This is a genomic window from Kribbella sp. NPDC000426, assembly GCF_040300265.1.
Lineage (GTDB): Bacteria > Actinomycetota > Actinomycetes > Propionibacteriales > Kribbellaceae > Kribbella.
Genome location: NZ_JBEPDK010000003.1, coordinates 926,759 through 950,543 on the forward strand (window position 1 = coordinate 926,759; position 23,785 = coordinate 950,543).

The 23,785-nt window shown below is 68.6% G+C and carries 21 protein-coding genes; 14 read left to right on the top strand and 7 right to left on the bottom strand.

Annotated elements, in window-relative coordinates; translation table 11 throughout:
• Window positions 1–46: 46 nt before the first annotated feature.
• From sigM to ABT313_RS18380, 4 genes are all read right to left on the bottom strand, one after another.
• Window positions 47–760, bottom strand: a complete 714-nt coding sequence (sigM, locus tag ABT313_RS18365) for an RNA polymerase sigma factor SigM (RefSeq protein WP_350854619.1) — start codon at window positions 758–760, stop codon at window positions 47–49.
• The gene (locus ABT313_RS18370; protein ID WP_350854621.1) at window positions 757–2,424 is read right to left on the bottom strand and encodes a protein kinase family protein; all 1,668 of its coding nucleotides are present in this window, start codon (window positions 2,422–2,424) and stop codon (window positions 757–759) included. The genes sigM and ABT313_RS18370 overlap by 4 nt, the downstream gene beginning before the upstream one ends.
• A 103-nt stretch (window positions 2,425–2,527) precedes the next feature.
• Window positions 2,528–4,174 (bottom strand): murein biosynthesis integral membrane protein MurJ, encoded by a 1,647-nt coding sequence (murJ, locus tag ABT313_RS18375; protein ID WP_350854624.1) that lies wholly within the window; start codon window positions 4,172–4,174, stop codon window positions 2,528–2,530.
• Window positions 4,167–6,470, bottom strand: a complete 2,304-nt coding sequence (locus ABT313_RS18380; RefSeq protein WP_350854627.1) for a hypothetical protein — start codon at window positions 6,468–6,470, stop codon at window positions 4,167–4,169. The genes murJ and ABT313_RS18380 overlap by 8 nt, the downstream gene beginning before the upstream one ends.
• Before the next feature lie 63 nt (window positions 6,471–6,533).
• Here ABT313_RS18380 and ABT313_RS18385 point away from each other — a divergent pair, with 63 nt between their 5' ends.
• The 4 genes from ABT313_RS18385 (at window position 6,534) to ABT313_RS18400 (ending at window position 10,907) form a co-directional block, all read left to right on the top strand.
• The gene (locus tag ABT313_RS18385; RefSeq protein WP_350855149.1) at window positions 6,534–7,955 is read left to right on the top strand and encodes a CCA tRNA nucleotidyltransferase; all 1,422 of its coding nucleotides are present in this window, start codon (window positions 6,534–6,536) and stop codon (window positions 7,953–7,955) included.
• 39 nt (window positions 7,956–7,994) lie between these two features.
• A complete protein-coding gene (locus tag ABT313_RS18390) occupies window positions 7,995–8,630 on the top strand; it encodes a hypothetical protein (RefSeq protein WP_350854630.1) in 636 nt (211 codons plus the stop codon).
• A 174-nt stretch (window positions 8,631–8,804) separates the two neighbouring features.
• Window positions 8,805–9,425 (top strand): hypothetical protein, encoded by a 621-nt coding sequence (locus ABT313_RS18395; protein ID WP_350854633.1) that lies wholly within the window; start codon window positions 8,805–8,807, stop codon window positions 9,423–9,425.
• Window positions 9,426–9,470: 45 nt separating this feature from the next.
• Window positions 9,471–10,907, top strand: coding sequence for an ATP-binding protein (locus ABT313_RS18400; protein WP_350854636.1), 1,437 nt, complete (start codon window positions 9,471–9,473; stop codon window positions 10,905–10,907).
• Here ABT313_RS18400 and ABT313_RS18405 read toward each other — a convergent pair.
• Window positions 10,889–11,338: a GNAT family N-acetyltransferase gene (locus tag ABT313_RS18405; protein ID WP_350854639.1), complete on the bottom strand. Its 450-nt coding sequence runs from the start codon at window positions 11,336–11,338 to the stop codon at window positions 10,889–10,891. The genes ABT313_RS18400 and ABT313_RS18405 overlap by 19 nt on opposite strands.
• A gap of 67 nt (window positions 11,339–11,405) precedes the next feature.
• On the opposite strand from ABT313_RS18405, the gene ABT313_RS18410 reads away from it, so the two are divergent.
• The gene (locus tag ABT313_RS18410) at window positions 11,406–12,671 is read left to right on the top strand and encodes an amidase (RefSeq protein ID WP_350854642.1); all 1,266 of its coding nucleotides are present in this window, start codon (window positions 11,406–11,408) and stop codon (window positions 12,669–12,671) included.
• Here ABT313_RS18410 and ABT313_RS18415 read toward each other — a convergent pair.
• Window positions 12,631–14,529, bottom strand: a complete 1,899-nt coding sequence (locus ABT313_RS18415) for a discoidin domain-containing protein (RefSeq protein ID WP_350854645.1) — start codon at window positions 14,527–14,529, stop codon at window positions 12,631–12,633. The genes ABT313_RS18410 and ABT313_RS18415 overlap by 41 nt on opposite strands.
• 113 nt (window positions 14,530–14,642) lie before the next feature.
• Here ABT313_RS18415 and ABT313_RS18420 point away from each other — a divergent pair, with 113 nt between their 5' ends.
• Together ABT313_RS18420 and ABT313_RS18425 are read left to right on the top strand one after the other, a co-directional pair.
• Complete coding sequence (locus ABT313_RS18420) at window positions 14,643–15,662, top strand: LacI family DNA-binding transcriptional regulator (protein WP_350854647.1); 1,020 nt, start codon at window positions 14,643–14,645, stop codon at window positions 15,660–15,662.
• A gap of 70 nt (window positions 15,663–15,732) precedes the next feature.
• Window positions 15,733–17,193 carry a M81 family metallopeptidase gene (locus ABT313_RS18425; RefSeq protein WP_350854650.1) on the top strand — a complete coding sequence of 487 codons (1,461 nt, stop codon included), beginning with the start codon at window positions 15,733–15,735 and terminating at the stop codon, window positions 17,191–17,193.
• 13 nt (window positions 17,194–17,206) lie between these two features.
• Here the strand turns inward: ABT313_RS18425 and ABT313_RS18430 are convergent, their stop codons facing one another.
• Window positions 17,207–17,794 (bottom strand): TetR/AcrR family transcriptional regulator, encoded by a 588-nt coding sequence (locus tag ABT313_RS18430; protein WP_350854652.1) that lies wholly within the window; start codon window positions 17,792–17,794, stop codon window positions 17,207–17,209.
• Window positions 17,795–17,850: 56 nt separating this feature from the next.
• Between ABT313_RS18430 and ABT313_RS18435 the strand changes: the two genes are divergently transcribed.
• Genes ABT313_RS18435 through ABT313_RS18465 form a run of 7 tightly spaced genes read left to right on the top strand, consistent with a single transcriptional unit; the run spans window position 17,851 to window position 23,777 of the window.
• Complete coding sequence (locus ABT313_RS18435) at window positions 17,851–19,092, top strand: acyl-CoA dehydrogenase family protein (protein WP_350854655.1); 1,242 nt, start codon at window positions 17,851–17,853, stop codon at window positions 19,090–19,092.
• Window positions 19,089–19,919, top strand: a complete 831-nt coding sequence (locus tag ABT313_RS18440) for an SDR family oxidoreductase (protein WP_350854658.1) — start codon at window positions 19,089–19,091, stop codon at window positions 19,917–19,919. Before ABT313_RS18435 ends, ABT313_RS18440 begins: the two co-directional genes overlap by 4 nt.
• Window positions 19,916–20,965, top strand: coding sequence for a phosphotransferase family protein (locus tag ABT313_RS18445; protein ID WP_350854661.1), 1,050 nt, complete (start codon window positions 19,916–19,918; stop codon window positions 20,963–20,965). The genes ABT313_RS18440 and ABT313_RS18445 overlap by 4 nt, the downstream gene beginning before the upstream one ends.
• A complete protein-coding gene (locus ABT313_RS18450) occupies window positions 20,966–21,619 on the top strand; it encodes a histidine phosphatase family protein (RefSeq protein ID WP_350854663.1) in 654 nt (217 codons plus the stop codon).
• Between the two features lie 7 nt (window positions 21,620–21,626).
• A complete protein-coding gene (locus ABT313_RS18455) occupies window positions 21,627–22,370 on the top strand; it encodes an SDR family oxidoreductase (protein ID WP_350854666.1) in 744 nt (247 codons plus the stop codon).
• Entirely contained in the window at window positions 22,370–23,323 is a 954-nt protein-coding gene (locus ABT313_RS18460) for an LLM class F420-dependent oxidoreductase (protein WP_350854669.1), read from the top strand. The genes ABT313_RS18455 and ABT313_RS18460 overlap by 1 nt, the downstream gene beginning before the upstream one ends.
• 43 nt (window positions 23,324–23,366) lie before the next feature.
• The gene (locus ABT313_RS18465; RefSeq protein WP_350854672.1) at window positions 23,367–23,777 is read left to right on the top strand and encodes a RelB antitoxin-like protein; all 411 of its coding nucleotides are present in this window, start codon (window positions 23,367–23,369) and stop codon (window positions 23,775–23,777) included.
• The last annotated feature ends 8 nt before the right edge of the window (window positions 23,778–23,785 follow it).

The following is a 23,785-nucleotide window of genomic DNA, read 5'->3' on the forward strand; positions in this document are numbered from 1 at the left end:
GTCCGGTCGCCAGAGGCAGGCGACCTCGCTTCGACGGTGTACCCGTTCATTCGGTTCCCACCGCTTCGGCGGCGGTTTTCTCCGGTACGTCGGACGCCCGCGTCGTCTGCCAGTGGCGCAGCAGCGGCAGCAGCTTGGCCCGGCCGCGGGCGCAGCGGGACTTGACCGTGCCGGGGGCGCAGTCGAGGATCGCGGCGGCCTCCTCGATCGAGTACCCCTCCATGTCGACCAGGACCAGCGCGGCACGCTGGTCCTCGTTGATCTGCTTCAAGGCATTGAGTACGTCGAGCCGGCGCTCCCGGACCTCGGCCGGGTCCTCCTCGGACGGCCCGGCCAGCTCGGCGGCGCGGTCCTCGTCCTCGGGCAGGGGGTCGGCGGCCCGCACCTGACGGCGGCGGATCCGGTCGAGGCAGGCGTTGACGACGATCCGGTGCAGCCAGGTGGTCACCTTCGCGTCGCCGCGGAACGAGTCGGCCCGCCGGAACGCCGAGATGAACGCCTCCTGCAGCGCGTCGGCCGCCTCCTCGGGCTCACCGAGGGTGCGGATCGCGACCGCCCACATCCGGTCCCGGTGCCGCTTGACCAGGAACCCGAACGAGTCCGGGTTGCCGGCCACGTGCATCCGCAGCAGCTCGTGGTCGTCGAGCTGGTCGTAGCTCGTCGGCCCGGCGTGCGCAGCCTGAGCCACCGGCTCGCCGGCGCCGATGCGCGGGACGTCCGGGCGGGGCGGCTGGTCGCCCGAGTCCAGGTGGGCCGTCATTTCTGGATTGAGACCTCCGAGATGATGCCCCGGAATCCGCCGTCGGCCTTCGGCAGCTTGGTCAGGTACACCAGGACGTACCGCGACGTGGTCGGCGACTGGGGGGTCAAGGTGACCGTACCCTCCGGCTGGTCCTCCTTGGTGTCCACTGCCTTCCAGCCGCTCACCGACGGCGGCGACTTGGTGGTGTCGCCCTTCGGGACCATCAGCTGGATGCTCGTGTCGTCACCCTGCAGCGCGACCGCCACGCTCGCGATCGGAGTACTCGCGCCGAGGTCGTAGACGATGCCCACGCCGGGCTTCGTGCCGCCCAGGTTCGGCTTGTTGTGGTACGTCTGCGTCTGCCAGGTCGTGCTGGCCTTGCCGTCGTAGGTGTTCGGCACGTCCTCGCTGTGCTCTTCGCCGTTGCCGCCGTCGGCCTCCGGGTCGAAGTCGTTGGCGGCGACGATCTTGGCCGGACCGCTGGTCGCCGACGGCGTCGTGCTGGTCTGCGGCGGGGCACTGCTCTTCGCGCCGCCGCTGTTGTTGTCCTGGTCGTTGTTCATCGCGCCCTTGAGCAGGAACTGCGCCATCGCGATCACCGACAGCAGCGCGAGGATCGCGAGCAGGATCAGGATCCGGCCGCCCCAGGAACCCTTCGGCTTCGGCTCGTCGTGCCGGCGCCGGCCGTTCCCGTTCGACGGCGGGGGAGGCTGGCGGCGGACCGGACGCGTCTCGGCCGCGGTGTTGTACGCCGCCTGCGGCTGGCGGTACCCGTTCGGCTCGGAGTCGTACGTCGGCTGCGGGGTCGGGTCGAGCGCGGGCGGCCCGGCCTGCGGCACCACCTGCGTGGCGTCGTCGATGCTGCCGTTCTGCCGGGCGACCTGGACGGTCTCGTCCATCTGGTTCGGCGGCTCGTGCGAGCTGCCGACGACTCCGGACAGCGCGGCGGACAGGCCGGCCGCGCTGGTGATCGGCGGGGCGTGGTGCCGTGGCGGGTCGCCCAGCAGCCGGTCGCTGATGTCGTCCAGCGAGCGCGGTACGCCGGCTCGCACCTGGCGCGGGCTCAGCAGCCGGCCGTGCTCGACCGGTGCGGGCTGGAGCCCCCAGGCCGGAGCCGGACCGGGCCAGCGGCCGGTCAGCGACGCGAACAGCAGCTCGCCCAGGGAGTGGACGTCCTCCTCGGGAGAACCCGCTCCGGACGAGCGCAGCGCCGCCTCGGTGGCGACACCGACGACCTTGATCGCGCCGGCGTCGGTGATGATCACGGTCGCCGGGCTGATCGCTCCGTGCGCGTAACCGGTGCGGTGCAGGTTCTCCAGTGCTTCGGAGACCTCCCGCGCCAGCCAGCCCGCCTGCTGTCCGGTCAGCGGCCCGGTGCCGAGCATGCGCTCCAGGGACCGTCCGCCGGCCCACTCGCGGACGCAGTACGTCACGCCGTCGTGCATGTCGCAGTCGAGCACCCGCAAGAACCGCGGGTCGTTCGCGGCGGCGGCCCGGCGGGCGGCGTCGAACAGCAGGTTCGTCCGCGGGTCACCGACCGGCAGTACGTCGACGACGACGGCGCGGCTGAGCACCTCGTCCACGGCCCGCCACACCCGCGCACCGTCGATCTCTGCCAGCAGCTCGGCGATCCGGTACCGCCCGGCCAGCAGGGCACCAGGGGTCACGGTCTGGTTCGACACGGTGTCTCTCGCCCTCCTCGATGCCCCAGCGGCCCTTCGCAGGCCCCATGTTAGTGCCACCGCTGACTAGACAAGTGGTGCACGAAGGCACAAGCGTTCCGGTTCAGCGGCGTACAGGCAACTTCGATGTGACCATGGACACCACGTCGTTCACTTCGTGGATACGGAGTACCCGCGACACTGCGGCGTACACCGGGAGCATGACGAGGGCCGCGATCGCCAGTTCGAGGATCGCGCCGAGCGGTCCGGACCATTCGATTCCGAGGCTCAGCACCCAGATCACCACCCGGGCCGTCCCCGCGCCGGCCACGGCCGCGATCACCATCGCCAGCAGCGGGAGTCCGATCCCCGCACCGGGCACGCGCGGCACCTTCCGCCGCAGCACCGGCCGGGAGATCAGCACGGCGACCAGATAGGCGAGCGCGTACGCCGCCCCGAGCACCACGCCGCTGAACCGCAGGTGCTCGGCGTCAAGCAGTACGCGGACTCCGATCACGGCCGCGGCGATGTTGGTGGCCGCGATCACGCACTGCAGGAAGAACGGCGTCCGGGTGTCCTCGAAGGCGTAGAACGTGCGCAGCTGGAAGTACTGCACGGTGAACGGCACGATGCCGAGCGCCAGCGTCATCAGCGTGTACGACATCAGTGTCAGGTTGTTCTTACCCGAGCCGTACCCGGCGATCAGCGTGACGATCGGGTACGCGAACGCGATCATCGCGGCGGCGGCCGGTACGACGATCGCCAGCGTCTGCCGGATCGACCGGGCCGACAGCCGGTCTACCTCAGCGGTGTCGCCTTCGGCCGCCAGCGCCGACATCTGCGGCAGCGCGGCCGTCGCGAGCGAGACCGTGACGATTCCGTGCGGCACCAGGATGATGAGCATCGCGGTGCTGTACGCGAACAGACCGGCCTTCGCGCCCGGGTCGTCCGACGCGCTACCCGCGATCGCGAGCTGAGTGACCACCACGAGCGTCACCTGGTTCACGGCCACGAAGAGAACCGTCCAGATGCCCAATCGGGCAGTGTGCCCCAGACCGGTACCGCGCAGGCCGAACTTCATCCGGTAGGTGTGCCCGCTCGCCTTCAGATACGGCAGCAGCACCAGCAGCTGGACGGCGATACCGAGCGTGTGCCCAAGCCCGAGCAGCAGCTCCTCGCCGTGGCTGTACGTCGGAGGCGTGTCGCCGACCCGGTAGACGAACAGGAAGATGACGATCGAGGCGCACGCCACGATGTTGTTCGCGATCGGCGCCCACATCATCGGGCCGAACCGGCGCCGCGCGTTCAGCACCTGACCGACCAGCACGAACGCGCCGTAGAAGAAGATCTGCGGCAGGCAGAGCCGGACGAACATCACCATGTTCGCCTTCTCGGTCACCCGGGACGGATCGTGCAGCTCCTTCGGCAGGTACAGCTCCGCGATCGCCGGCGCCAGCAGCACGCAGCCCACCGTGACGACGGCGAGGACGACGAAGCCGAACGTCAGCACCCGGTTGGTGAAGTCCTGACCGTCGTCGTCGTGGTTCTTGATCGCCCGGACCAGTTGCGGGACCAGCACGGTGTTGAACACCCCGCCGGCGAGCAGGATGTACAGGCTGTTCGGAATCGTGTTCGCGGCGGTGAAGATGTCGCCGCGCAGCGCGGTGCCGATCGCGGCGGCGAGCAGCGCGATCCGGATGAATCCGAGCAGGCGGGACAGCACCGTTCCGGCTGCCATCACCGCCGCGGATCGCAGGGTGCGGTCAGCCATCCTTCGAACCGACTCCTTCTTTCATTGACGCCTCCGGAGCCGCAGCTTCGGGTACGCCGTTCGCCTCGGGGCGATCGTGGGCGGGATCAGGGGTGTCAGCGGGCTCGGCAGTCGCTTCGGCGGCTTCGGTGGCTTCGGCAGCGGGGGCGGGGTTGCGGCGCTCGGTCCGGATGCGGCGGTAGATGCGGACGAACGACGTACCGAACAGCAGGGCGCAGGCGGCGCCGACCAGGATCCAGCCGACGCTGCCGTACTGGCTGGCCTGGATCAGCAGCTCCTGCGACTTGCCGACCGACTGGCCGCCCGCGGTGACCACCTGGGCGTTGGCGCGGATCAGACCGTTCTGTTCGGCGCTCGCGGTGATCCGCGGCGTCCACTTCTGCTTCGGGCCGAGGACGGCGGTCTGCGGCGGCGTGATCTTCAGATCGGAGCGGTTGGCGGCGGTGACCTCGATGCCGACCCGCACCGACCACTCGGTGTCGTTGGTGATGGTCAGCGGGAACGTGCCCTTGCTGCCGGCCAGATTGACCTTGATCTCCTTGCGCAGACCGCGGTCGACGCTGGCGTTGACCAGGTGCACCTTGCCGAGCTGCTGGTTCGCCGAGCCGAGCTCGATCGCCGTGAAGTGCCGGGCCTCTTCCGGGTAACCGTTCCAGCCGGACGACGTGGACCGCAGCAGTGCGTGCGTCATCACTTCCGGCAGGGCGTTCTCGTCGACGAGCAGGTTCTGCATCGTGCTGGTCGCGGCGTCGAGGTCCCGGACGCTGCTCAGCTGCGCCTCGGTGAGTACACCGTTGGTCTCGGGCGCCTTCGGTGATCTGGCGACCTGCGGCCTCGGGTTGCTCGCTACGACCGTGGCGACGTCGGTCGCCTTGATCCACGGCAGCGACAGGCTGGCAGCCAGTTGCGCGGTGGCGGCGCTGTCGTTGTCCCAGCCGCGCGGCGGCAGCACTACTACCGACGCGGCTGGGCCCTTGCCGCTGGCGGCGATCAGCGCGGTCTCGGCTGCGAAGCGTTGCCGGACCTGCAGCGGACTGGAGGCGGTCTCCTGGTCCGGTCCGCCGCTGGTGAGCGACGAGTCCGCGATGACGGTCCGCACCAAGGTGTCCGGGCCCGGCGTCATCACGTCGTACACCGGGGTCGATGTGAGCACCGGCCGGGTTGCGGCGGACCATGAGGAGCTGCTGACCAGGTTCAGGTCGCTGTCACTGGCGCCGGCGAAGCCGCCGGAGGCTGCGCCCAGGTAGCGGCCTGCTGCGGCGCCTCCCTCGAGCCACAAGCCGTTCGTGAAGGCCGCCGGCACGGTCGGGGACGACGCGTTCAAGGCGTAGCCCTGGGTCGTCTTGCGGGCCTGCGCGACCAGATTCTTGAGCGGGTCGCCCGAATCGATCAGGCCGGCCACGTCCGGGTCGCCGTACGGAAGGAGGACGACCTGGTTGCCGTGGGCGCGAGTGGCGTCGAAGTCCTTCAGCCATGCCGTCGCGTCGGACTGTCCGGCGCCCGGAGTGGACTGACCGTTCTGACCGACGATGACGTATCCCTTCGCCATCTGCTTGATCTCGTCGAGCATCGCCGGGTCGACCAGCCAGGTGACCTTGCGTTCCTTGCCGAGCGCGAGCAGGCGGCCGAGGGAGCCAGTCGGTGTCAGCGCCTGGGCGAGGGAGTCGTTGGCGAAGTTCTTGCCGCCGAGCTGGGTCGGGCGGTGCCGCAGCGGGATGACCAGGGCAGTGTCGACGGTGCGGGCCAACGGTGTCGCACCGGCCACCGGCATCAGCGTGCGGGCGCGGCCGGCCATGATCCGGGCGCTGTTCGGCGGTTCGCCGCGGAACGTGACGCCGACGACGTACACGCCGGTCTGGCCGGAGATCCGCCATTCCTTCCACGGCACCACCAGCGTGAAGTCGACTGTCTGCTTCGGCGCCAGCGGCTGCTCGAACGGCTTGAAGGTCTGCGGGTCGTTGGTGAGGTTGGTGCAGCTGTCCCGGTCGTTCATCGGGGTGTTCTGCTCGGTCGGGATCGCCTCCACGGCGGCGGTGCTCGCCAGTCGGGTGCGGTCGATACAGGCCAGCGCCTGCGGATCGTTGAACGTCACCGAGCTGGTGTTCGTCACCCGGCCCTTGATCACCACCGGCTGGCCGGGCTTCGGAGCGACCGGGCCGAACGTGTCGATCGTGACCTGGACGGTCGGATCGTCGGCCGGTGCGGCATCGGCCGGAGCCCCGAGAGTCGCTGCCGAAGCAGCAACCAACAGGCAGGCGCCCGCCACCGCAGAGAGCCTCAGTCGCCGTCTGAACACGCCGTCACCGTAACCTAGTTCCCCGTGTCACCCTTTGCCGACCAGTCAGCCTCCGCCGGATCGTTGCCCGCGCTGCAGCGACAAGCCGTCCAGGCCTTGCTGCAGCTCGCTCCGGTGGTCGACGAACTGGGCTCCCGGTTCGATGCCGCCGGCCATGAGATCGCCCTGGTCGGCGGTCCTGTCCGGGACATTCTCCTCGGCCGGGGGAGCAAGGATCTGGACTTCACCACGTCAGCACACCCCGATGTGATCGAGCGGTTGCTGTCCGGGTGGGCGGACCATGTGTGGGACATCGGCAAGGCGTTCGGCACCATCGGTTGTCGTAAGGGCGAGTGGGTCCTGGAAATCACGACCTACAGGTCGGAAACCTACGATCCCACCTCGCGCAAGCCCGAGGTCGCGTACGGCGACAGCCTGGAGGGCGATCTGGCCCGCCGGGACTTCGCGATGAACGCGATGGCGGTCCGGCTGCCGTCGCGGCAGTTCGTCGACCCGTACGGCGGGATCACCGACGTCGCGAACAAGGTGATCCGGACGCCCGGCACCCCGGAGGACTCGTTCTCCGACGACCCGCTGCGGATGATGCGGGCGGCCCGGTTCGCGGCCCAGCTCGGCTTCACGCCCGATCCGGCGGTGGTGGCCGCGATGACCGCAATGGCCGACCGGATCACGATCGTGTCCGCGGAGCGGGTCCGCGACGAGCTGGAGAAGCTGATCTGCGCCGACCAGCCGCGGATCGGGCTCGACCTGCTGGTGTCGACCGGGCTGGCGACGTACGTGCTGCCGGAGCTGCCGGCGCTCAAACTGGAGCGGGACGAGCACCACCGGCACAAGGATGTGTACCAGCACTCGCTCACCGTCCTCGACCAGGCGATCGACCTCGAATCGCGTCTGTCTGTTCCGACGCCCGATTTCGTCGTTCGGTTCGCCGCGCTGATCCACGACATCGGGAAACCGAAGACGCGGAAGTTCGAGGACGGCGGCAAGGTGACGTTCCACCACCACGACGTGGTCGGGGCGAAGCTGGCCCGGAAGCGGATGAAGGCACTGCGGTTCAGCAACGAGCAGATCGAGCAGGTCAGCAAGCTGATCGAGCTGCACCTGCGCTTCCACGGGTACGGCGACGGCGAGTGGACCGATTCCGCGGTCCGGCGCTATGTCCGCGACGCCGGCGACCAGCTCGAGCGGCTGCACATCCTGACCAGGGCCGACTCCACCACCCGCAACAAGCGCAAGGTCGAGATGCTGCGGGCGGCGTACGACGACCTCGAGGAACGGATCGCGCGGCTGCAGGAGCAGGAGGAACTCGATGCCCTGCGCCCCGATCTCGACGGCAACCAGATCATGCGGATCCTGGACATCCCGCCGGGCCGCGAGGTCGGCGAGGCCTACAAGTTCCTGATGGAACTCCGCCTGGACGAAGGCCCGCTCGGCGAGGAGCGCGCCCGCGAGGAGCTGCTGCGCTGGTGGGCCTCGCGGGGCTGAGCCCTCGCCGCGCGCCCGCGGCCGCAGTACGGTCGGGCAATGGTGTGGCTGTATCTCGCCTTGGGTGGGGCGGTTCTGGTCGTCGCCGGCTGGTTTCTCTGGGCTCGCCATGCCGCGGCCCGAGCCGCGGCGGATGCGATGAAGCGGGTGCACGACCTCGTGACCGAGGACGTCGCGCACCTCGGCGCCGAGCTGGAGACGCTCACCGGCGCGAAGGCCGATCCGCATTACACGCAGGCCCGGCGGGCGTACGACCTGGCCCGGACGGCGCTCGAGCGGTCGCAGGAGATCGAGACCGTGGCCGAAGCGGTAGCGGAGGGCAACTACGAGGTGGCCCGCGTCCGGGCTCGCCGGGACGGACGCCGGTTGCCCGAGGAGCGGGTGCCGTGCTTCTTCGATCCGCGGCACGGGCCGTCGACGGTCGACGTGGTGTGGACACAGCCCGGCGGTGGGACACGGCGGCTGCCGGCCTGCACCGGGGACGCGGACCGGATCAACGCCGGCGCGGAACCGTCGATCCGGAAGGTCGAGTACGACGGGTCGCAGGTGCCCTACTGGGAGGCGGGCACGCGTGCTTACGGGCAAGCGTACTTCGCTGACCATGAGCAAGCGCTGGCGGCGTTCGGCACTGCGCAGCGTCCTGTGCAGCAGCAGAAAACCGGCCGCGCGCTCTAGTGCCCTGCGTCGGAGGTTCTTTGGCGCTTGCGGCGCCCAGGCACGCACCTCGCGGCGGCGGCGGAAAGGCCACGATGGAAGAGCATCGAGGCCTTCCCTCCGCCACCGCGATGCACGCACCTGACCACCGCAATCACTCAAACAACCTCCGACGCAGGGCACTAGTCTCGCGGTGTGGACGTATGGAGCATCATCGGGTGGGGCGGATCCGCGCTCGTCGTGTGGTCGTTGCTGCAGACACGGATCCTGCGGTTGCGGATCCTGAACCTGATCGGCTGCGTGATCCTGGTCGGGTTCAACGCCGCGGTCGGCGTCTGGCCGATGGTCGGCATGAACGCGGTACTGGCGGTCATCAACATCGTCCATCTCTGGCGGCTGCTACGGCACCGGCACGACGAGACGGCGTACCAGGTCCTCGAGGTCGACAAGGCCGACGCGTACCTCGGGTACGTCCTGGACCGGCATGCGAAGGACATCACCCGGTTCAACCCCGACTTCACGCCTGGGGCGAGCGAGTACGCGTTCCTAGTCCAGCACGACGACCGCACCGTCGGCGTGGTCCTCGCCCACGACGCCGGCACCGGCCGCGCCCAGATAGACCTCGACTACGTCGTCCCGAAGTACCGCGACTTCACCCCCGGCGAGTTCGTCTACCGCCGCAGCGACGTCTTCACCGACCACGGCTTCCACCAAGTCCTCGCCCCACCCCGCATGCTCGACTCCACCCCGTACCTCAAGAACCTAGGCTTCCACCGCACCGGCGACCACGTGGTTCTGGACCTACGGCAAGGCTGATCCGAAGTTGCATAAGTGTACTTATTATAAGTACAGTTCTATAACATGAAGAAGCCTCGCCGCATCTTCGCGCGGGACGACGAGTGGAACCACCTGGCGCGGTTCGCGGCCCCGGCTGGTGGCCGACCCCGGTTGGGGGTCGTGAGCGGGCGCCGACGGCAAGGCAAGACGTATCTGCTGCAGGCGCTCGCGGAGCAGGCAGGAGGCCTGTACTTCGGCGCAACCGAGGCGACCGAGACCGAGTCGCTCGGCTTGTTCGCGGCTGCGGTCGGCGCACATCTCGACCTCGCCGCGCCGCCCCGGTTCGACAGCTGGGACGACGCGGTTCGCTTCCTGTTCTCGCTCGACCCTGAGAGCGGGCCGTTCGTGATCGACGAGCTGCCGTACCTCACCAAGGTCTCGCCGGCGCTCCCGTCGATCCTGCAGCGCGAACTCGATCAGGCCGTCTCAACAGGCCGCGGCACCAGCCTGCTGCTGTGCGGTTCGGCGATGTCGGTGATGGGCGGCCTGCTGTCGGGCAGCGCCCCACTCCGCGGCCGGGCGAGCCTCGAGCTGATCGTCCGCCCCTTCGACTACCCCTTGGCCGCCGAGTTCTGGGAGCTGACGGATCCACGGCTGGCGGTCCTGGTCCACGCGGTGACCGGCGGGACCCCGGCGTACCGCCGGTTCGTCGGGGACGATCTGCCCCGGTCGGGTGACGACTTCGACGCCTGGGTACTGCGGACGGTTCTCAGTCCGGTCAATCCGCTCTTCCGCGAAGCCCGCTATCTGCTCGACGAGGAGTTGGAGGTACGGGACAGCGCGCTCTACCACTCCGTCCTCGCAGCAGTTGCCTCGGGCAACGGAACTCGAGGCGGTATCGCGAACTACGTCGGCAGGAAGGCGACCGATATCGGTCATCACCTGATGGTTCTGGAGGACAGCGGTCTGGTACGGCGGCATCAGGACGTCTTCCGCGCGCGCAGATCGACGTACCGCGTGGCCGAGCCACTCGTCGTCTTCTACCAGGTGGTGATGCGACCTCAGTGGGGCCTGCTGGAGAGCGGACGAGCGCAGAACGTCTGGCAGGCAGCCCGAGCACGCTTCTTGTCGCAGGTGGTTGGCCCGCACTTCGAACAGATGTGCCGGGACTTCGCGCTGCTGGCACCGGCCGACCTGTTCGGCGAATTGCCTGGCGAGATCGGCTCAGGCGTCGTCCCGGACCACAGTCGCCGTACCCAGATCGAGGTCGACGTCGTGGTGCTGGCGCCGGCGGTTCCGGGTCAGCGTCGCAAACTCCTGTCGCTCGGTGAGGTCAAGTGGGGGGAGACCATGGGGCGACGGCATGTCGAGCGGCTCGACCGGGCTCGGCACTTGCTCTCTGCGGCCTACGACACTTCGGACACTGTCCTCGCCTGTTACAGCGGCGCCGGGTTCGAGCCTGACCTGGATCCGAAGGTACTGAGGATCGGGCTCGACGATCTCTACAGGTCTTTGGCGTAGCAGAGGGAGACTGGTTCGTGCTCGAAGGGTGGGTACGGCGGGGTGGGGTGGTAGCCGTGGTTTGTGTAGAGGGCTATTGCTTCGGTTTGTTTGGTGCCGGTTTCGAGGCGTAGGCGGGTGAGGCCGGTGGAGCGGGCTTGGGATTCGACCGCTTCCAGGAGGATGCGGGACAGGCCCCAGCCGCGGGCGGTGGGGACGACGTACATGCGCTTGATCTCGCCGAGGGTGGGGGCGACCGGCTGGAGGCCGACGCAGCCGACCGGGGTGCCGTCGAGGGTGAGCAGGGTGAACGTGATGTCGGGGTGGAGAGAGACGAGTGGCTGGTCCTCGCCGTACATCGCGGCCAGCTCGGCCTGCTGAGCAGTGATCAACGTCCGGATGGCGGGGTCCGTCGCGGGCGCTGCCTGCAGTTCCACTCCTTCGATCACCATGGATCGGACGGTAGCAACACGGGATGACACCCCTGTTTCCGTTTCCTCTCCGTGGTCTGATGGGTCGGTGAGGACGCTGGAGCAAACTGCCGCCGGAGTACGGGGCGGGTCGCTGGACCCGGTGGAGCTGGTCGAGGAGGCGTTGGCGCGGGCTGCCGATGCTGCGGAGCTCAACGCTGTTGTGCATCTGGATGTGGAGGGTGCACGTAAGGCGGCCGCTGCTCATGACCGGAGCGGCGCGCTGGCGGGCGTGCCGGTCCTGGTGAAGGAGATCGTCGAGGTCGAGGGGCTACCGTACCGGTGTGGGTCGGCGTCCATGGACGAGGTGGCCCGGAAGGACGCTGAGGTCGTACGGCGGTTGCGCGCGGCCGGGGCGATCGTCATCGGGTTGTCGCACACACATGAGTTCGCCTACGGGTGCACAGGTACGTCGAACCGCGTCGGCCCGTGTCGAAACCCGCATGACCGGTCGCGGATCACAGGTGGTTCCAGCTCCGGGTCAGCTGCTGCTGTGGCGGCCGGCGTGGTTCCGTTGGCGATCGGCACGGACACTGCGGGCTCGGTCCGCATCCCTGCGGCGCTATGCGGAGTGGTCGGGTTCAAGCCGTCGTACGACACGATCCCTTGTGATGGCGTGTTTCCGCTGTCGCAGTCGCTGGACCACGTCGGCGTCCTCACTCGCACCGCGGCAGACGCCGCCTACGCACTGTCCGCTCTGGCTGAACTGGGTGCCGTGGACCTGGGAACGCCTCGCCTGGGTGTGGCGACAAACCTGGAGTACCTGCAACTCAGTCCTGCAGCAAGCACCGCATGGTCTGCTGGCCTGAACACCTTCGAAGCTGTTGAGGTACAGCTACCGGACTGGTCGCACAGCTTCACCACGGCAGGCAACCTCCAAGGTCCTGAAGCGGTGGCGAACCATTTAGGGCGCTCCCAGGACCGGTACCAGCCAGATGTCCAGCAGCGGTTGCGTGAGGCCTCCGGTGTGCAGCCGGCCGATTACACACGTGCACAGGAAGACGCTATAGCGATCACGCGGCAGTTGGATGACGTGTTGCAGCAGGTGGACGCAGTACTCACCCCTACCGTCCTGACGACCGCCCCACTCATTACCGAAGCAGCCACGGCCGACGGCGGACTCGAAGTACGCAAGCAGCTGCTCAACAACACGCGACTCGCCAATCTCACCCGGCATGCCGCGGTGAGCATCCCGCTACCGACCGACGGCCTCCCCGTCGGCTTGCAGATCATTGCTGCAAGCAACGAGAAGGCCGCCGCGGTCGCGTGCTGGCTCAGCGATAGATTCGGAGATCAGCCAGGCTCCACCAGTTAGCAGCCGATCCCGTCGACATCACCCGCACGTAGCGCGCGTGCGTCGGCCGCAGCTCGACCGTGGTGAGTTGTCCGGTGGATGCGCCGGACGCAACGGTCTGCCAGCTCGAGCCGTCCTTGCTGACGGCAACCTCGTACCCGCGGGCGTAGTCACCGGCATTCCCACCGCTGTCCAGAGCGACGGAGCGGAACGTCTGCGCCTTGCCCAGATCCGCCTGCACCCACTGACCGGGCGCCTGCGCGGCCTTGCTCTGCCACACCGTCGACCCGTCCTGATCGATCAACAGCGCCGCATCCGCACCGTTCACACTCGCCGTCGCGCCGGCAACAGCTAGCTGCTGCGGTACGTCGGTTGCCAGCCGATCCCAGGTGTACGTCGCAATCGCACCGCCCGGCAGCTCGTAGTCGAACGACTTGCCGCCCACTGCGACCGTGAAGCTGCGCGGGTCGTCGTTCTCGTTGTGCACCAGGAGCGCAGTACTGCCATCGGGGTTGCGGAAGGCGGCGGACATCAGCTGCCCGTTCCACCCGGTCGTGCCGTACGACGTACTCCCGATCCGCACCGCACCCGGCTTCACGAACTTCGACAGGTGGCCGATCGTGTAGTACTCCGCGTCCGTCGTGACCGTCCCGTCCGGCTGCAACGTGACCAGGCCGGTGCAGGTGTCGCAGCCGCCCAGGTGCGGGCCGCCGGTCGAGTCGAGCGCGATGTTCCAGTTGACGACCGACTTGGCCCAGTTCCGCGTCGTACCGAGCATCAGCGTGCGCGCGTGCCAGGTGAGCGTGCCGCGGAAGATCTGCGGCGGGGTGTCGGTCGGACCGTGCGAGCCCGAGCATTCGGTGAACCAGATGCCCTTCGACGGGAACGCGTTGTGCAGATCGGTCTGCTTCGACGGGTCGCCGGAATAGCAGTGGTACGCCGTACCCGCGATCCACTTGGCCGCCGGTGTCTGGAGCAGCTTGTACGGGTAGTCGGTCTCCGGGTCCTCACCAGGAGGCGTGGAGGCGATGTCGCCGGGATGCGTGGTCCAGTTGTGGTCGTAGCCGAGGATCTTGGTGCGCGGACTCGCCTTCTGCAGCAGTGGACCCAGGGCGGTGATCACTGCTGCTTCCTGGCGGACCGGCATGTCCGTGCCCGGGTACGCGCTCGGTTTGCGGTTCTGCGGCTCGTTCTGGATCGAGAGGAAGTCGACCGGTACGCCGGCCTGCACGTACGCCTGGACGAACTTCACCAGGTAGCGGGCGTACGCGTCGTACACCTTGGGGTCGTCCTTCAGCCGACCGCCGACGAGCGAGTCCGCGGTCTTCATCCACGCGGGCGGGCTCCACGGCGTCGCCATCACCTTGAGTTGCGGGTTGAGCTGCTTCGCCCGTCGCAGCAACGGCAGCACCTGCTGCTGGTCGTGCGCGATGGTGAAGTGCTTCAGCCCGAAGTCGGTCTGGCCGGCCGGTACGTCGTCGTACGTGTAGTGCTCGGCAGCGGCGGTGAAGTCGGACGAGCCGACCGGCTGGCGAAGGAAGCTGACGCCGATCCCCTGGCGAGGGTCGAACAGTTTGCGCATCGTCTGCTCGCGGTCGGCCGGACTGAGCCGATACAGCACGTTCGCGGACGAGTCGGTGATCGAGGCGCCGAAGCCGTCCATGGTCTGGTACGACGTCCGCGGGTCGACCGTGATCGTGGTCCGGTCACTGGCTCCGTCGTGGAACGTGACCGGCGCGCGCTCGTGCAGCAACTCGGCGCGGTCGGGTGTGGTGACCCAGACGCGGACCGGACTCGTCGTCGGGGGATGGGCTTGGGCAGGACCGGTGAGTGACGCCACCGTGAGAGCAAGGGCGACGCCGAGGGCGGGTGTTCTCATCGCACTCCTCAGGGATGAAACAAACGGCCTCAGGACACGCCCGCGATCGACCACTGTCAAGGTCTGGGAGCGTGCAGTTAGAGTGCTGAGCGTGAAACAAAGCGATGTAACAAATGCCGCGCGCTAGAGCGACGATGCGCGACGTCGCGGCTGCGGCCGGGGTGTCGCTCGCGACCGTGTCCCGCGTGGTCAACCGGGCCGGCGGCATCGCGCCGGAGACCCGACGGCTGGTGGAGCAGGCGATCGAGGAGCTCGGGCTGCCCGCGCCCGTGCCGCGCGGCGGTACGCCGAAACCCGTCGAGGGCGCCGTCTACGTCCGCTGCCCGTACGTGCTCACCGACTACTTCGGCCTGATCGTCTCGTCGATCGCCGAGGCCCTCGACCGGCACGGCCGGCAGGTGATCCTCAACGCCGGCGAGGCCACCCAGGACGATCCCGTGCTGCGTGGTCTGGCATCCCGGTCGGGCGTCGGCGGCGCCGTACTCATCCTGCCGCCGGAGCCGAGCGAGGAGCTCGTCCGGCTGAGTTCGCGGCGCTTCCCGTTCGTCGTGGTCGATCCGCGTACTGCGCTGCCGCGGGACATCCCGTCGGTCTCGGCGGCTCACCATTCCGGCGCCCGTCAGCTCACCGCGCACCTGACCGCGCTCGGCCACACCCGCATCGGCGTCATCGCCGGTCCGCGCGAATGGCTGGCCGCGGACGCCCGGCTGAGCGGTCACGCCGCCGCTCTCGCCGATGCGGGGATCCTGCCCGACCCGTCGCTGGTCCGCCACGACCAGCCGACCACCGTCCACGGCTACCGGGCGGCTTCGGAGCTCCTCGACCTCGACCCGCGGCCGACGGCCTTGGTGGCGTTCAACGACAAGGCCGCGATCGGCGCTCTCCAAGCCGCCGTCGACCGCGGTCTGTCCGTACCGCGCGATCTCTCGATCGCCGGCTTCGACGACCTCGACCTCAGCCGCGCGACCACTCCTCGACTCACCACGGTCCGCCAGCCCCTCCAGGAAATGGGCCGAATGGCCGTCAGCCTCCTCACCCGTCTCCTCGACCACCACGACCTGGAGGCCCTCCACGTCGAGCTCGCCACCGAGCTGATCCCGCGCGCCTCCACGGCGGCTCCGCCATCGGCCTGATCCATCCTGCCGTGTCCGGATGTGGAGTTGGGGAGTGCGCGAAACGGCTCGGGTGTGGCAGGTTTTGGACATGAACCTTCGGATCGGCATTGCCGGGATCGCCATCGAGTCCAGCACGTTCTCGCCGCATCGGGCCGGGCTGGCCGATTTCGACGTACGGCGTGGGGACCACCTGATGGAGCGGTACGAGTTCCTCGGGAAGGACTGGGCCCAGGGGATCGAGTGGGTCCCGCTGCTGCACGCGCGCTCGCTGCCCGGTGGCGCCGTACTGCCGGAGGTGTACGACGACCTGTCGGCGGAGATCATCACCCGCCTCGAAGGGGCCGGCGAGCTGGACGGGTTCTTCTTCGACATCCACGGCGCGATGAGCGTGGTCGGACGGCAGGACGCGGAGGCCGATCTGGCCACCCGGATCCGGGCCGTGCTCGGTCCCGACGTACTCATGTCCGCGTCGATGGACCTGCACGGGAACGTGTCGCGCGAGCTCGGTACGGCGGTGGATCTGATCACCTGCTACCGGATGGCGCCGCACGAGGACGCGATGGAGAGCCGCGAGCGGGCGCTGCGCAACCTGGTCGAGCGGCTGCGTTCCGGGCTGGGGAAGCCGGGCAAGGCGTGGGTGCAGGTGCCGGTGCTGCTACCGGGCGAGAAGACGTCGACCCGGCTCGAGCCGGCCAAGTCGATCTATCACCGGGTCGGCGAGATCGCGGACGAGCCCGGGGTGCTGGACGCGGCCGTCTGGGTCGGATACGCGTGGGCCGACGAGCCGCGCTGCCGGGCCGCTGTCGTCGTCACCGGCGACGATCACACGCTGATCGTTGAGCGCGCCAACGAGTTGGCCCGCCTGTACTGGGAGGCTCGCGACGGGTTCGAGTTCGTCGCGCCGACCGGGACACTGGCCGAGTGTGTGTCGGCGGGTCTCGCGAGTACGGCGCGTCCGTTCGTGATCAGCGACTCCGGCGACAACCCGACCGCCGGCGGCGCCGACGACACGTCGTGGACGCTGGCCGAGTTGCTCAAGATCGAGGAACTCACCTCGGGGAAGGCCACCGCCATCCACGCCAGCATCGTCGACGCCGAAGCCGTTGCCGCCTGCGTGGCGGCGGGCGTCGGCAATCCGGTCGAGGTCGCCGCGGGGGCCAAGGTCGACTCCGGTCCGGCCGGCCCGGCCGAGATGTCCGGCACCGTCTTCTCCCTCTCGGAGGACCCGGTCGGCGGCACCGTCGCCGTCGTCCAGGTCGGCGGCCTGCACAGCATCCTGACGTCCCGCCGCAAGCCGTACCACCACATCGCCGACTTCACGTTGTTGGGCCTCGACCCGTCGGCGACCGACCTGGTCATCGTCAAGATCGGGTACCTCGAGCCCGAGCTCTACAACCTCGCCGCCGACTGGCTCCTGGCCCTGACCCCCGGCGGCGTAGACCAAGACCTCCTCCGCCTAGGCCACCACGGCGTCCTCCGCCCCCTCTTCCCCTTCGACCCAGACATGTCAGACCCGAACCTGGTCCCCGAACTCCTCCCGAACAGCTGATTCCCCCCGCGGGCTACAGCTTGCGGAGGGTGTGGAGGGCTTCTATGGCGTGGGTGATCAGGTAGTCCGCGGTGTAGGGGCGGTCTTGTTCGGGTAGGCCGGACCACTCGATGGCGAGGTCTTCGGCGTACGAGAGCCAGGCGTGGATCCGCAAGTAGTCCAGTGACTTGGGCTCGTCGGCGACCTCGGGAGTGCCGATGTAGGTGAGGACGCGCTTGGTCAGGCCGGCGCGGGTTTCGTCGTACACCTCGACGGCGAAGTCGTCTCCGCCGGCGGCGCCGCGGACGAAGGAGATGTACGCGGTCCGGCGGCGCTCGATGAACGCGACGAACTGCGTGAGCATCTCGCGCAGTTGGTCTTCGGGAGCGAGGGAGCCGTCGGGCTTGGTGACGCGGAGGAGGCGGCGGCCGGCGGCGGAGATGACGGCTACGTAGTAGTCGCGCTTGCTCGGGAAGTAGTGGAACAGCAGCCCGCGCGAGATCCCGGCCTGGCCGGCGATGGCGTCGATCGACAGCTCATGGATCGGTTTGTCGCGAAGCATCATCAGGCCGATTTTGACCAGTTGCTTCTTGCGGTCCTCCGCCGACAGCCGGTGATCCATGCTATTGAGCATTGCTTAGAAGCTGAGCTACGGTCAAGGCGAGGAGAGGAGTCTTGATGGGGTTCGAACCTTCGGCCCGGGCTCAGGATCTGGTCGCACGGGTAGACGCCTTCCTGCGCAGCGAGATCGAGCCGGTCGAGGCGGAGCTGCACACCGCGATCCGTACCGCCGGTGACCCGTGGCAGCCGCAACCGATGATCAAGGACCTGCAGGCGAAGGCACGTGAGGCCGGCCTGTGGAACCTGTTCCTGCCACCCGCCGAGCCGGGCAACGAGCAGTACGGCGAAGGCCTGACGAACCTCGACTACGCCCCGATCGCCGAACTCACCGGCCGGTCGTTCATCGCGCCGTACATCTTCAACTGCAACGCGCCCGACACCGGCAACATGGAGGTCCTGCTCCGCTACGGCAGCGACGAGCAGAAGAAACAGTGGCTGGAGCCGTTGCTGGACGGCACGATCCGGTCCGCGTTCTGCATGACCGAGCCGGACGTCGCATCCTCCGATGCGACCAACATGGAGGCGACCGCGGTCGTCGACGGCGACGAGGTCGTCATCAACGGCCGCAAGTGGTGGAGCACCGGCGTCGGCCACCCGGACTGCCAACTCCTCATCTTCATGGGCCTCACCGACCCCGAGGCCCACCGGTACGCACGCCACACGATGGTCCTCGTCCCGCGCGACACCCCCGGCGTGAAGGTCGAGCGACTCCTGCCGGCGATGCACAGGTACGACGAACCGCACGGCCACGGCGAGGTCTCGTTCACCGAGGTCCGCGTGCCGGCGTCCAACATCCTGATGGGACCGGGCCGCGCGTTCGAGATCGCCCAAGGACGTCTCGGCCCGGGCCGCGTCCACCACTGCATGCGGCTGATCGGCCTCGCGGAGAAGGCGCTCGAGCTGGCGCTGCAGCGTGGCACCAGCCGTACTGCGTTCGGCAAGCCGCTGGTGAACCTCGGCGGCAACCGCGAGCGGATCGCCGACGCGCGGATCGCGATCAATCAGGCACGCCTGCTCGTGCTGCAGACGGCGTACCTGCTGGACACCGAAGGTTTGGCCGGTGCATTGAGCGAGGTCAGCCAGATCAAGGTCGCCGTACCGCGGATGGCGCAGGACGTGATCGACATGGCGATGCAGTTGCACGGCGGCGGCGGGCTGTCCGACGACTTCCCGCTCGCGGCTGCGTGGACGAGTGCGCGCGCGTTGCGACTGGCAGACGGGCCCGACGAGGTGCATCGTGGGGTGATCGCGAGGATCGAGCTCGCGTCGTACCTGTCTGCTGCTCAGGAGGCCAAGTGAGTCGCGTCCTCGTCACCGGCGCCGCCAGCGGGCTGGGCGCGGCGCTGGTCGCCAAGTTCGTTGCCGAAGGCCACCAAGTCCTGTCGACGGATGTGGCCGAGGAGGGCGAGGGTACGGCGTACCTGAAGCTCGACGTCCGCCGGGCCGAGGACTGGGACGCCGCGGTCGCGTGGTGCGAGCAGAACTGGGGCGGCCTGGACATCCTGGTGAACAACGCCGGGATCGCGACCGGGGGGCGGATCGACGTCGAGACGCTGGACGAATGGGACCGGGTCGTCGACATCAACCTGATGGGTGTCGTGCGCGGCTGCCGCGCGTTCGCCCCGCTGTTCAAGCGGCAACGCTCCGGTCACATCGTGAACACCGCGTCCGCGGCCGGACTCGTCCACCCGCCGATGATGAGCTCGTACAACACGGTCAAGGCCGGTGTCGTGGCGTTGTCGGAGACGCTGTCGCACGAGCTGCACCCGTACGGCGTGACCGTATCCGTGGTGTGCCCGTCGTTCTTCCGGACCAACCTCGCGGACTCGATCCGCGGCGCGGACAGCGCGATGGGCGCGACCGCGCGGCAGCTGATCGAGAAGTCGCCGCGGTCCGCCGACGACATCGCGACCGCCGTCCTCCCGGGGATCAAGAAGAAGCAGTTCCTGATCATCCCGGACCGGCCGGCGCAGATGGCGTGGCTGACCAAGAGATTTGCGCGCCCGCTGTACAACCGTCAGATGCGCAAGATCGCCGCGCGCGCTCGGGCACGGGCGGAGGCCGGCTCGCTGCGCGAGCCTGGTGGGGTGGGGGACGAGGGCCGGACGCCGGGCCGACCCGGATGAGCGACGGTCCGCGGGCTGTCCGCGGCGAGGATGCGTTCGACGTGCCGGCGGTCGATGCTTGGCTGCGTGGGCGGACCGAGCTGCCGGACGGCTTGCCGGAGGTGAAGCAGTTCACCAGTGGGGCGTCCAACCTCACCTATTTGCTGGGTTATCCGGGCCACGACCTGATCCTGCGCCGTCCGCCGGCGGGGACGAAGGCGAAGAGCGCGCACGACATGGGCCGCGAGTACCGGATCCAGGCCGGCCTCAAGCCGGTGTTCCGCTACGTCCCGGAGATGGTTGCCCACTGCAAGGACGACTCGCTGATCGGCTCCGAGTTCTATGTGATGGAGCGCGTCGCCGGCACGATCCCCGGGCACCACAAGCTCGGTGTCGACGTGACTCCGGACCAGACCAGGCAGCTCGGATTCACGTTGATCGACACGCTCGCCGAGCTGCATGCGGTGGACCCTGAAGCGGCCGGGCTGTCCGATCTCGGGCGCGGGGCGGGGTACGTCGAGCGCCAGGTCACCGGCTGGTCCGACCGGTACCGCAAGGCGAAGACCTGGAACGTCCCCAACTACGAACGCGTGATGGCCTGGCTCGCGGCGAACCAGCCGGCCGACGTACGGACGTGTGTTATCCACAACGACTTCCGCCTCGACAACGTCGTACTCGCGCCGGATGATCCGCTGCACGTGGTCGGCGTCCTCGATTGGGAGCTGGCCACGCTCGGCGATCCGTTGATGGATCTCGGCAGCGCGCTCGCGTACTGGGTGCAGGCCGATGACGACTGGGCGTTCCGCCGGTTCAGGCTGCAGCCGTCCGATGTGCCGGGGATGCTCACCCGCGACGAGATCGTCGAGTACTACGCGAAGCGGTCGGGGCTCGTGGCGGACAACTGGGCCTTCTACGAGGTGTTCGGGCTGTTCCGGCTCGCGGTGATCGCGCAGCAGATCTACTACCGCTACCACCACAAGCAGACCCGGAACCCGCGGTTTAAGAACTTCTGGCTCCCGGTGAACCTGCTCGAGCGCCGCTGCCGTCGCATCATCCGGCAGGCGTAGATGGCGGTCGTCTACCTGATCCGCCACGCGCAGGCGTCGTTCGGCGCCCGCGACTACGACAAGCTCTCATCGCTGGGTGAGCAGCAGGCGCGACGGCTGGGTGAGACGTTGTCGGACGTGAAGCCGGACGTCGTCGTTTCCGGTTCGATGCGCAGGCATGCGCAGACGGCGACGCTCGCGGGATTCACGCCTGAGATCGACAACGGGTACGACGAGTTCGACCACGAGCAGGTGATCATCGCCCACAAGCCGGCGTACCGCGTGCGGCCGGTGATGCTTGCCGATCTGGCGCGGACCGGGAATCCGCAGCGGGCGTTCCAGGACATGTTCGTCGCCGCGACGCAGCGGTGGATCGACGGCGGTGACGGATATACCGAGACGTTCGAGGCGTTCTGCGAGCGGTCCGAGGCGGCGGTACGACGTACGGCCGAGCGACTCGGCAAGGGTGGAACGGCGCTCGTGTTCACGTCGGGCGGCCCGATCGCGGCGGTGGTGAGCCGGCTGCTGTCCGGCGGCGACGGGTTGTGGACGAAGCTGAACCCGGTGACGATCAACACCGCGATCACGAAGGTGGTGTCGGGCCGCGGTGGGCTGACTGTGGTGAGCTACAACGAGCATGTCCATCTCGGCAGCGAGATGCTCTCCTACAGATAGGACTGCGATGAGGCGGAACGTCCTGATCACCGGCGCCAGTTCCGGGCTCGGCGCGGAGATGGCGCGGCAGTTCGCTGCGAAGGGTCACAACCTGGCGCTCACGGCTCGCCGTACCGAGCGCTTGGAGGCGCTGCAGGCCGAGCTGGCGGAAAGTTATCCACAGCTTCAGGTGATTATCCACAGTCTGGATGTGAACGACCACGACCAGGTGTTCGAGGTGTTCCGCAAGCTCGACGCCGAGCTGCCGCTGGACCGGATCATCGTGAACGCTGGTCTCGGCAAGGGCGCGCCCCTCGGCACCGGCCGGTTCGATGCGAACCGCGAGACCGCACTGACCAACTTCGTCGGCGCGCTCGCCCAGGCGGAGGCGGCGATGGAGCTGTTCCGGGCACGGAACGCCGGGCACCTCGTCTTCATCTCGTCGATCTCGGGACTGCGCGGGCTGCCGAAGACGGTGACGACGTACGCCGCGACGAAGGCGGGGATCGCGTCGCTCGCCGAGGGGCTGCGGATGGAGCTGCTCGGGAAGCCGATCAAGGTCAGCACGATCTACCCCGGGTACATCCGGTCCGAGATGAACGAGCGGGTCGCGCACACGCCGCTGATCGTCGACACGGTGCCGGGCGTGCGGGCGATGGTGGCCGCGATCGAGTCCGAGAAGTCGAAGGCGTACGTACCGTCGTGGCCGTGGCGGCCGCTGGCTCAGGTGATGCGGTTCGCGCCGCTCGCCGTACTGAAGAGGATGCTGTGATGCGCTGGGGATTGACCGTTCCGCTGACCGGGGTGCCGCTGCGGGACCACCGGTCGCTGATCTCGGAGTTGTTCGAGCTGGGATACACCGATCTGTGGTCGGCGGAGGTCGCGGGCGCGGATGCGTTCACTCCGCTCGTGCTGGCGTCGGAGTGGGATCAGCGGTTGCGGTTGGGGACGGCCGTCGTACCGGTGCACACGCGGGGGCCGGCAGCGCTGGCGATGAGTGCCGCGGCGTTGGCGGACCTTGCGCCGGGGCGGTTCGTGCTCGGGATCGGGGCGTCGTCGGAGACGATCGTGACCGGGTGGAACGGGATCGCGTACGACCCGCCGTACGCGCGGACCCGCGACGTGCTGCGGTTCCTGCGGCAGGCGTTCGCGGGGGAGAAGGTGGACGGGTCGTTCGACAGCTTCACAATCAACCGGTTCCGGCTGGAGAAGGCGCCGGACATCCCGCCGGCGATCATGCTGGCCGCGCTTCGGCCGCAGATGTTGCGGCTGGCGGCGCGGGAGGCCGACGGCGCGATCACGAACTGGTTGTCGGCGGACGACGTACCCCAGGTTCGGGCCGAGCTCGGGCCGGACAAGGAGCTGGCCGCGCGGATCTTCGTCTGCGTGACCGAGGACGCGGAGATGGCGCGCAACATCGGGCGCTACCTGATCGCGACGTACCTGACGGTCCCCGGGTACGCCGCCTTCCACGACTGGCTCGGCCGCGGTACGGCGATGAAGCCGATGCGCGACGCCTGGGCCGCCGGCGACCGCAACGCCGCGATGGCCGCCGTACCGCTCGACATCCTGGACGCCCTCATCGTCCACGGCACCCCCGACCAATGCCGCACCCACATCAACCGCTACCTCGAGAACGGCCTCGACACCCCCATCATCGCCACCCTCCCCACCGGCACCGACCTGATCGACACCGCCCGCGCCCTGGCGCCGGCGGCGACGTGATCACCGTGTACACTGCGTACACGGCTGGAGGATGGAGGTTGCCATGGGGTCTCAGGTCGAGTACCGCAGCGCTCGGGAGGCGCGTGAGCATTTCAAGGACATCCTTGACGCGGCTGATGACGGTCGACCCGCCACGGTGACGCGTGATGCGCGGCGCGTTGCCGCGGTGGACGCTGATCGGCTCGTGCACTTTCTGACGTGCGTTCACCCCTCCGGCGCCCAGGTTGTCGCCGAGAACGAAGGCTGGTCGATCTTCATCCCAGGGCTTCCGGTTGCGGCCGACGGGGCGACGCTGGACGAGGCGGCGGAGGAGATGGTCGACGCGCTCCGTGCGTACGCCGACGCGTGGGCGGACCACCTACGCCTGGCGCCGAACCACGCGGACAACTGGGGGCTGGTGCAGATTGTCGCGCTTGCCTCGGATGAGCAGCTTCACGCCTGGCTGCTGGCCTGAGTCCGACC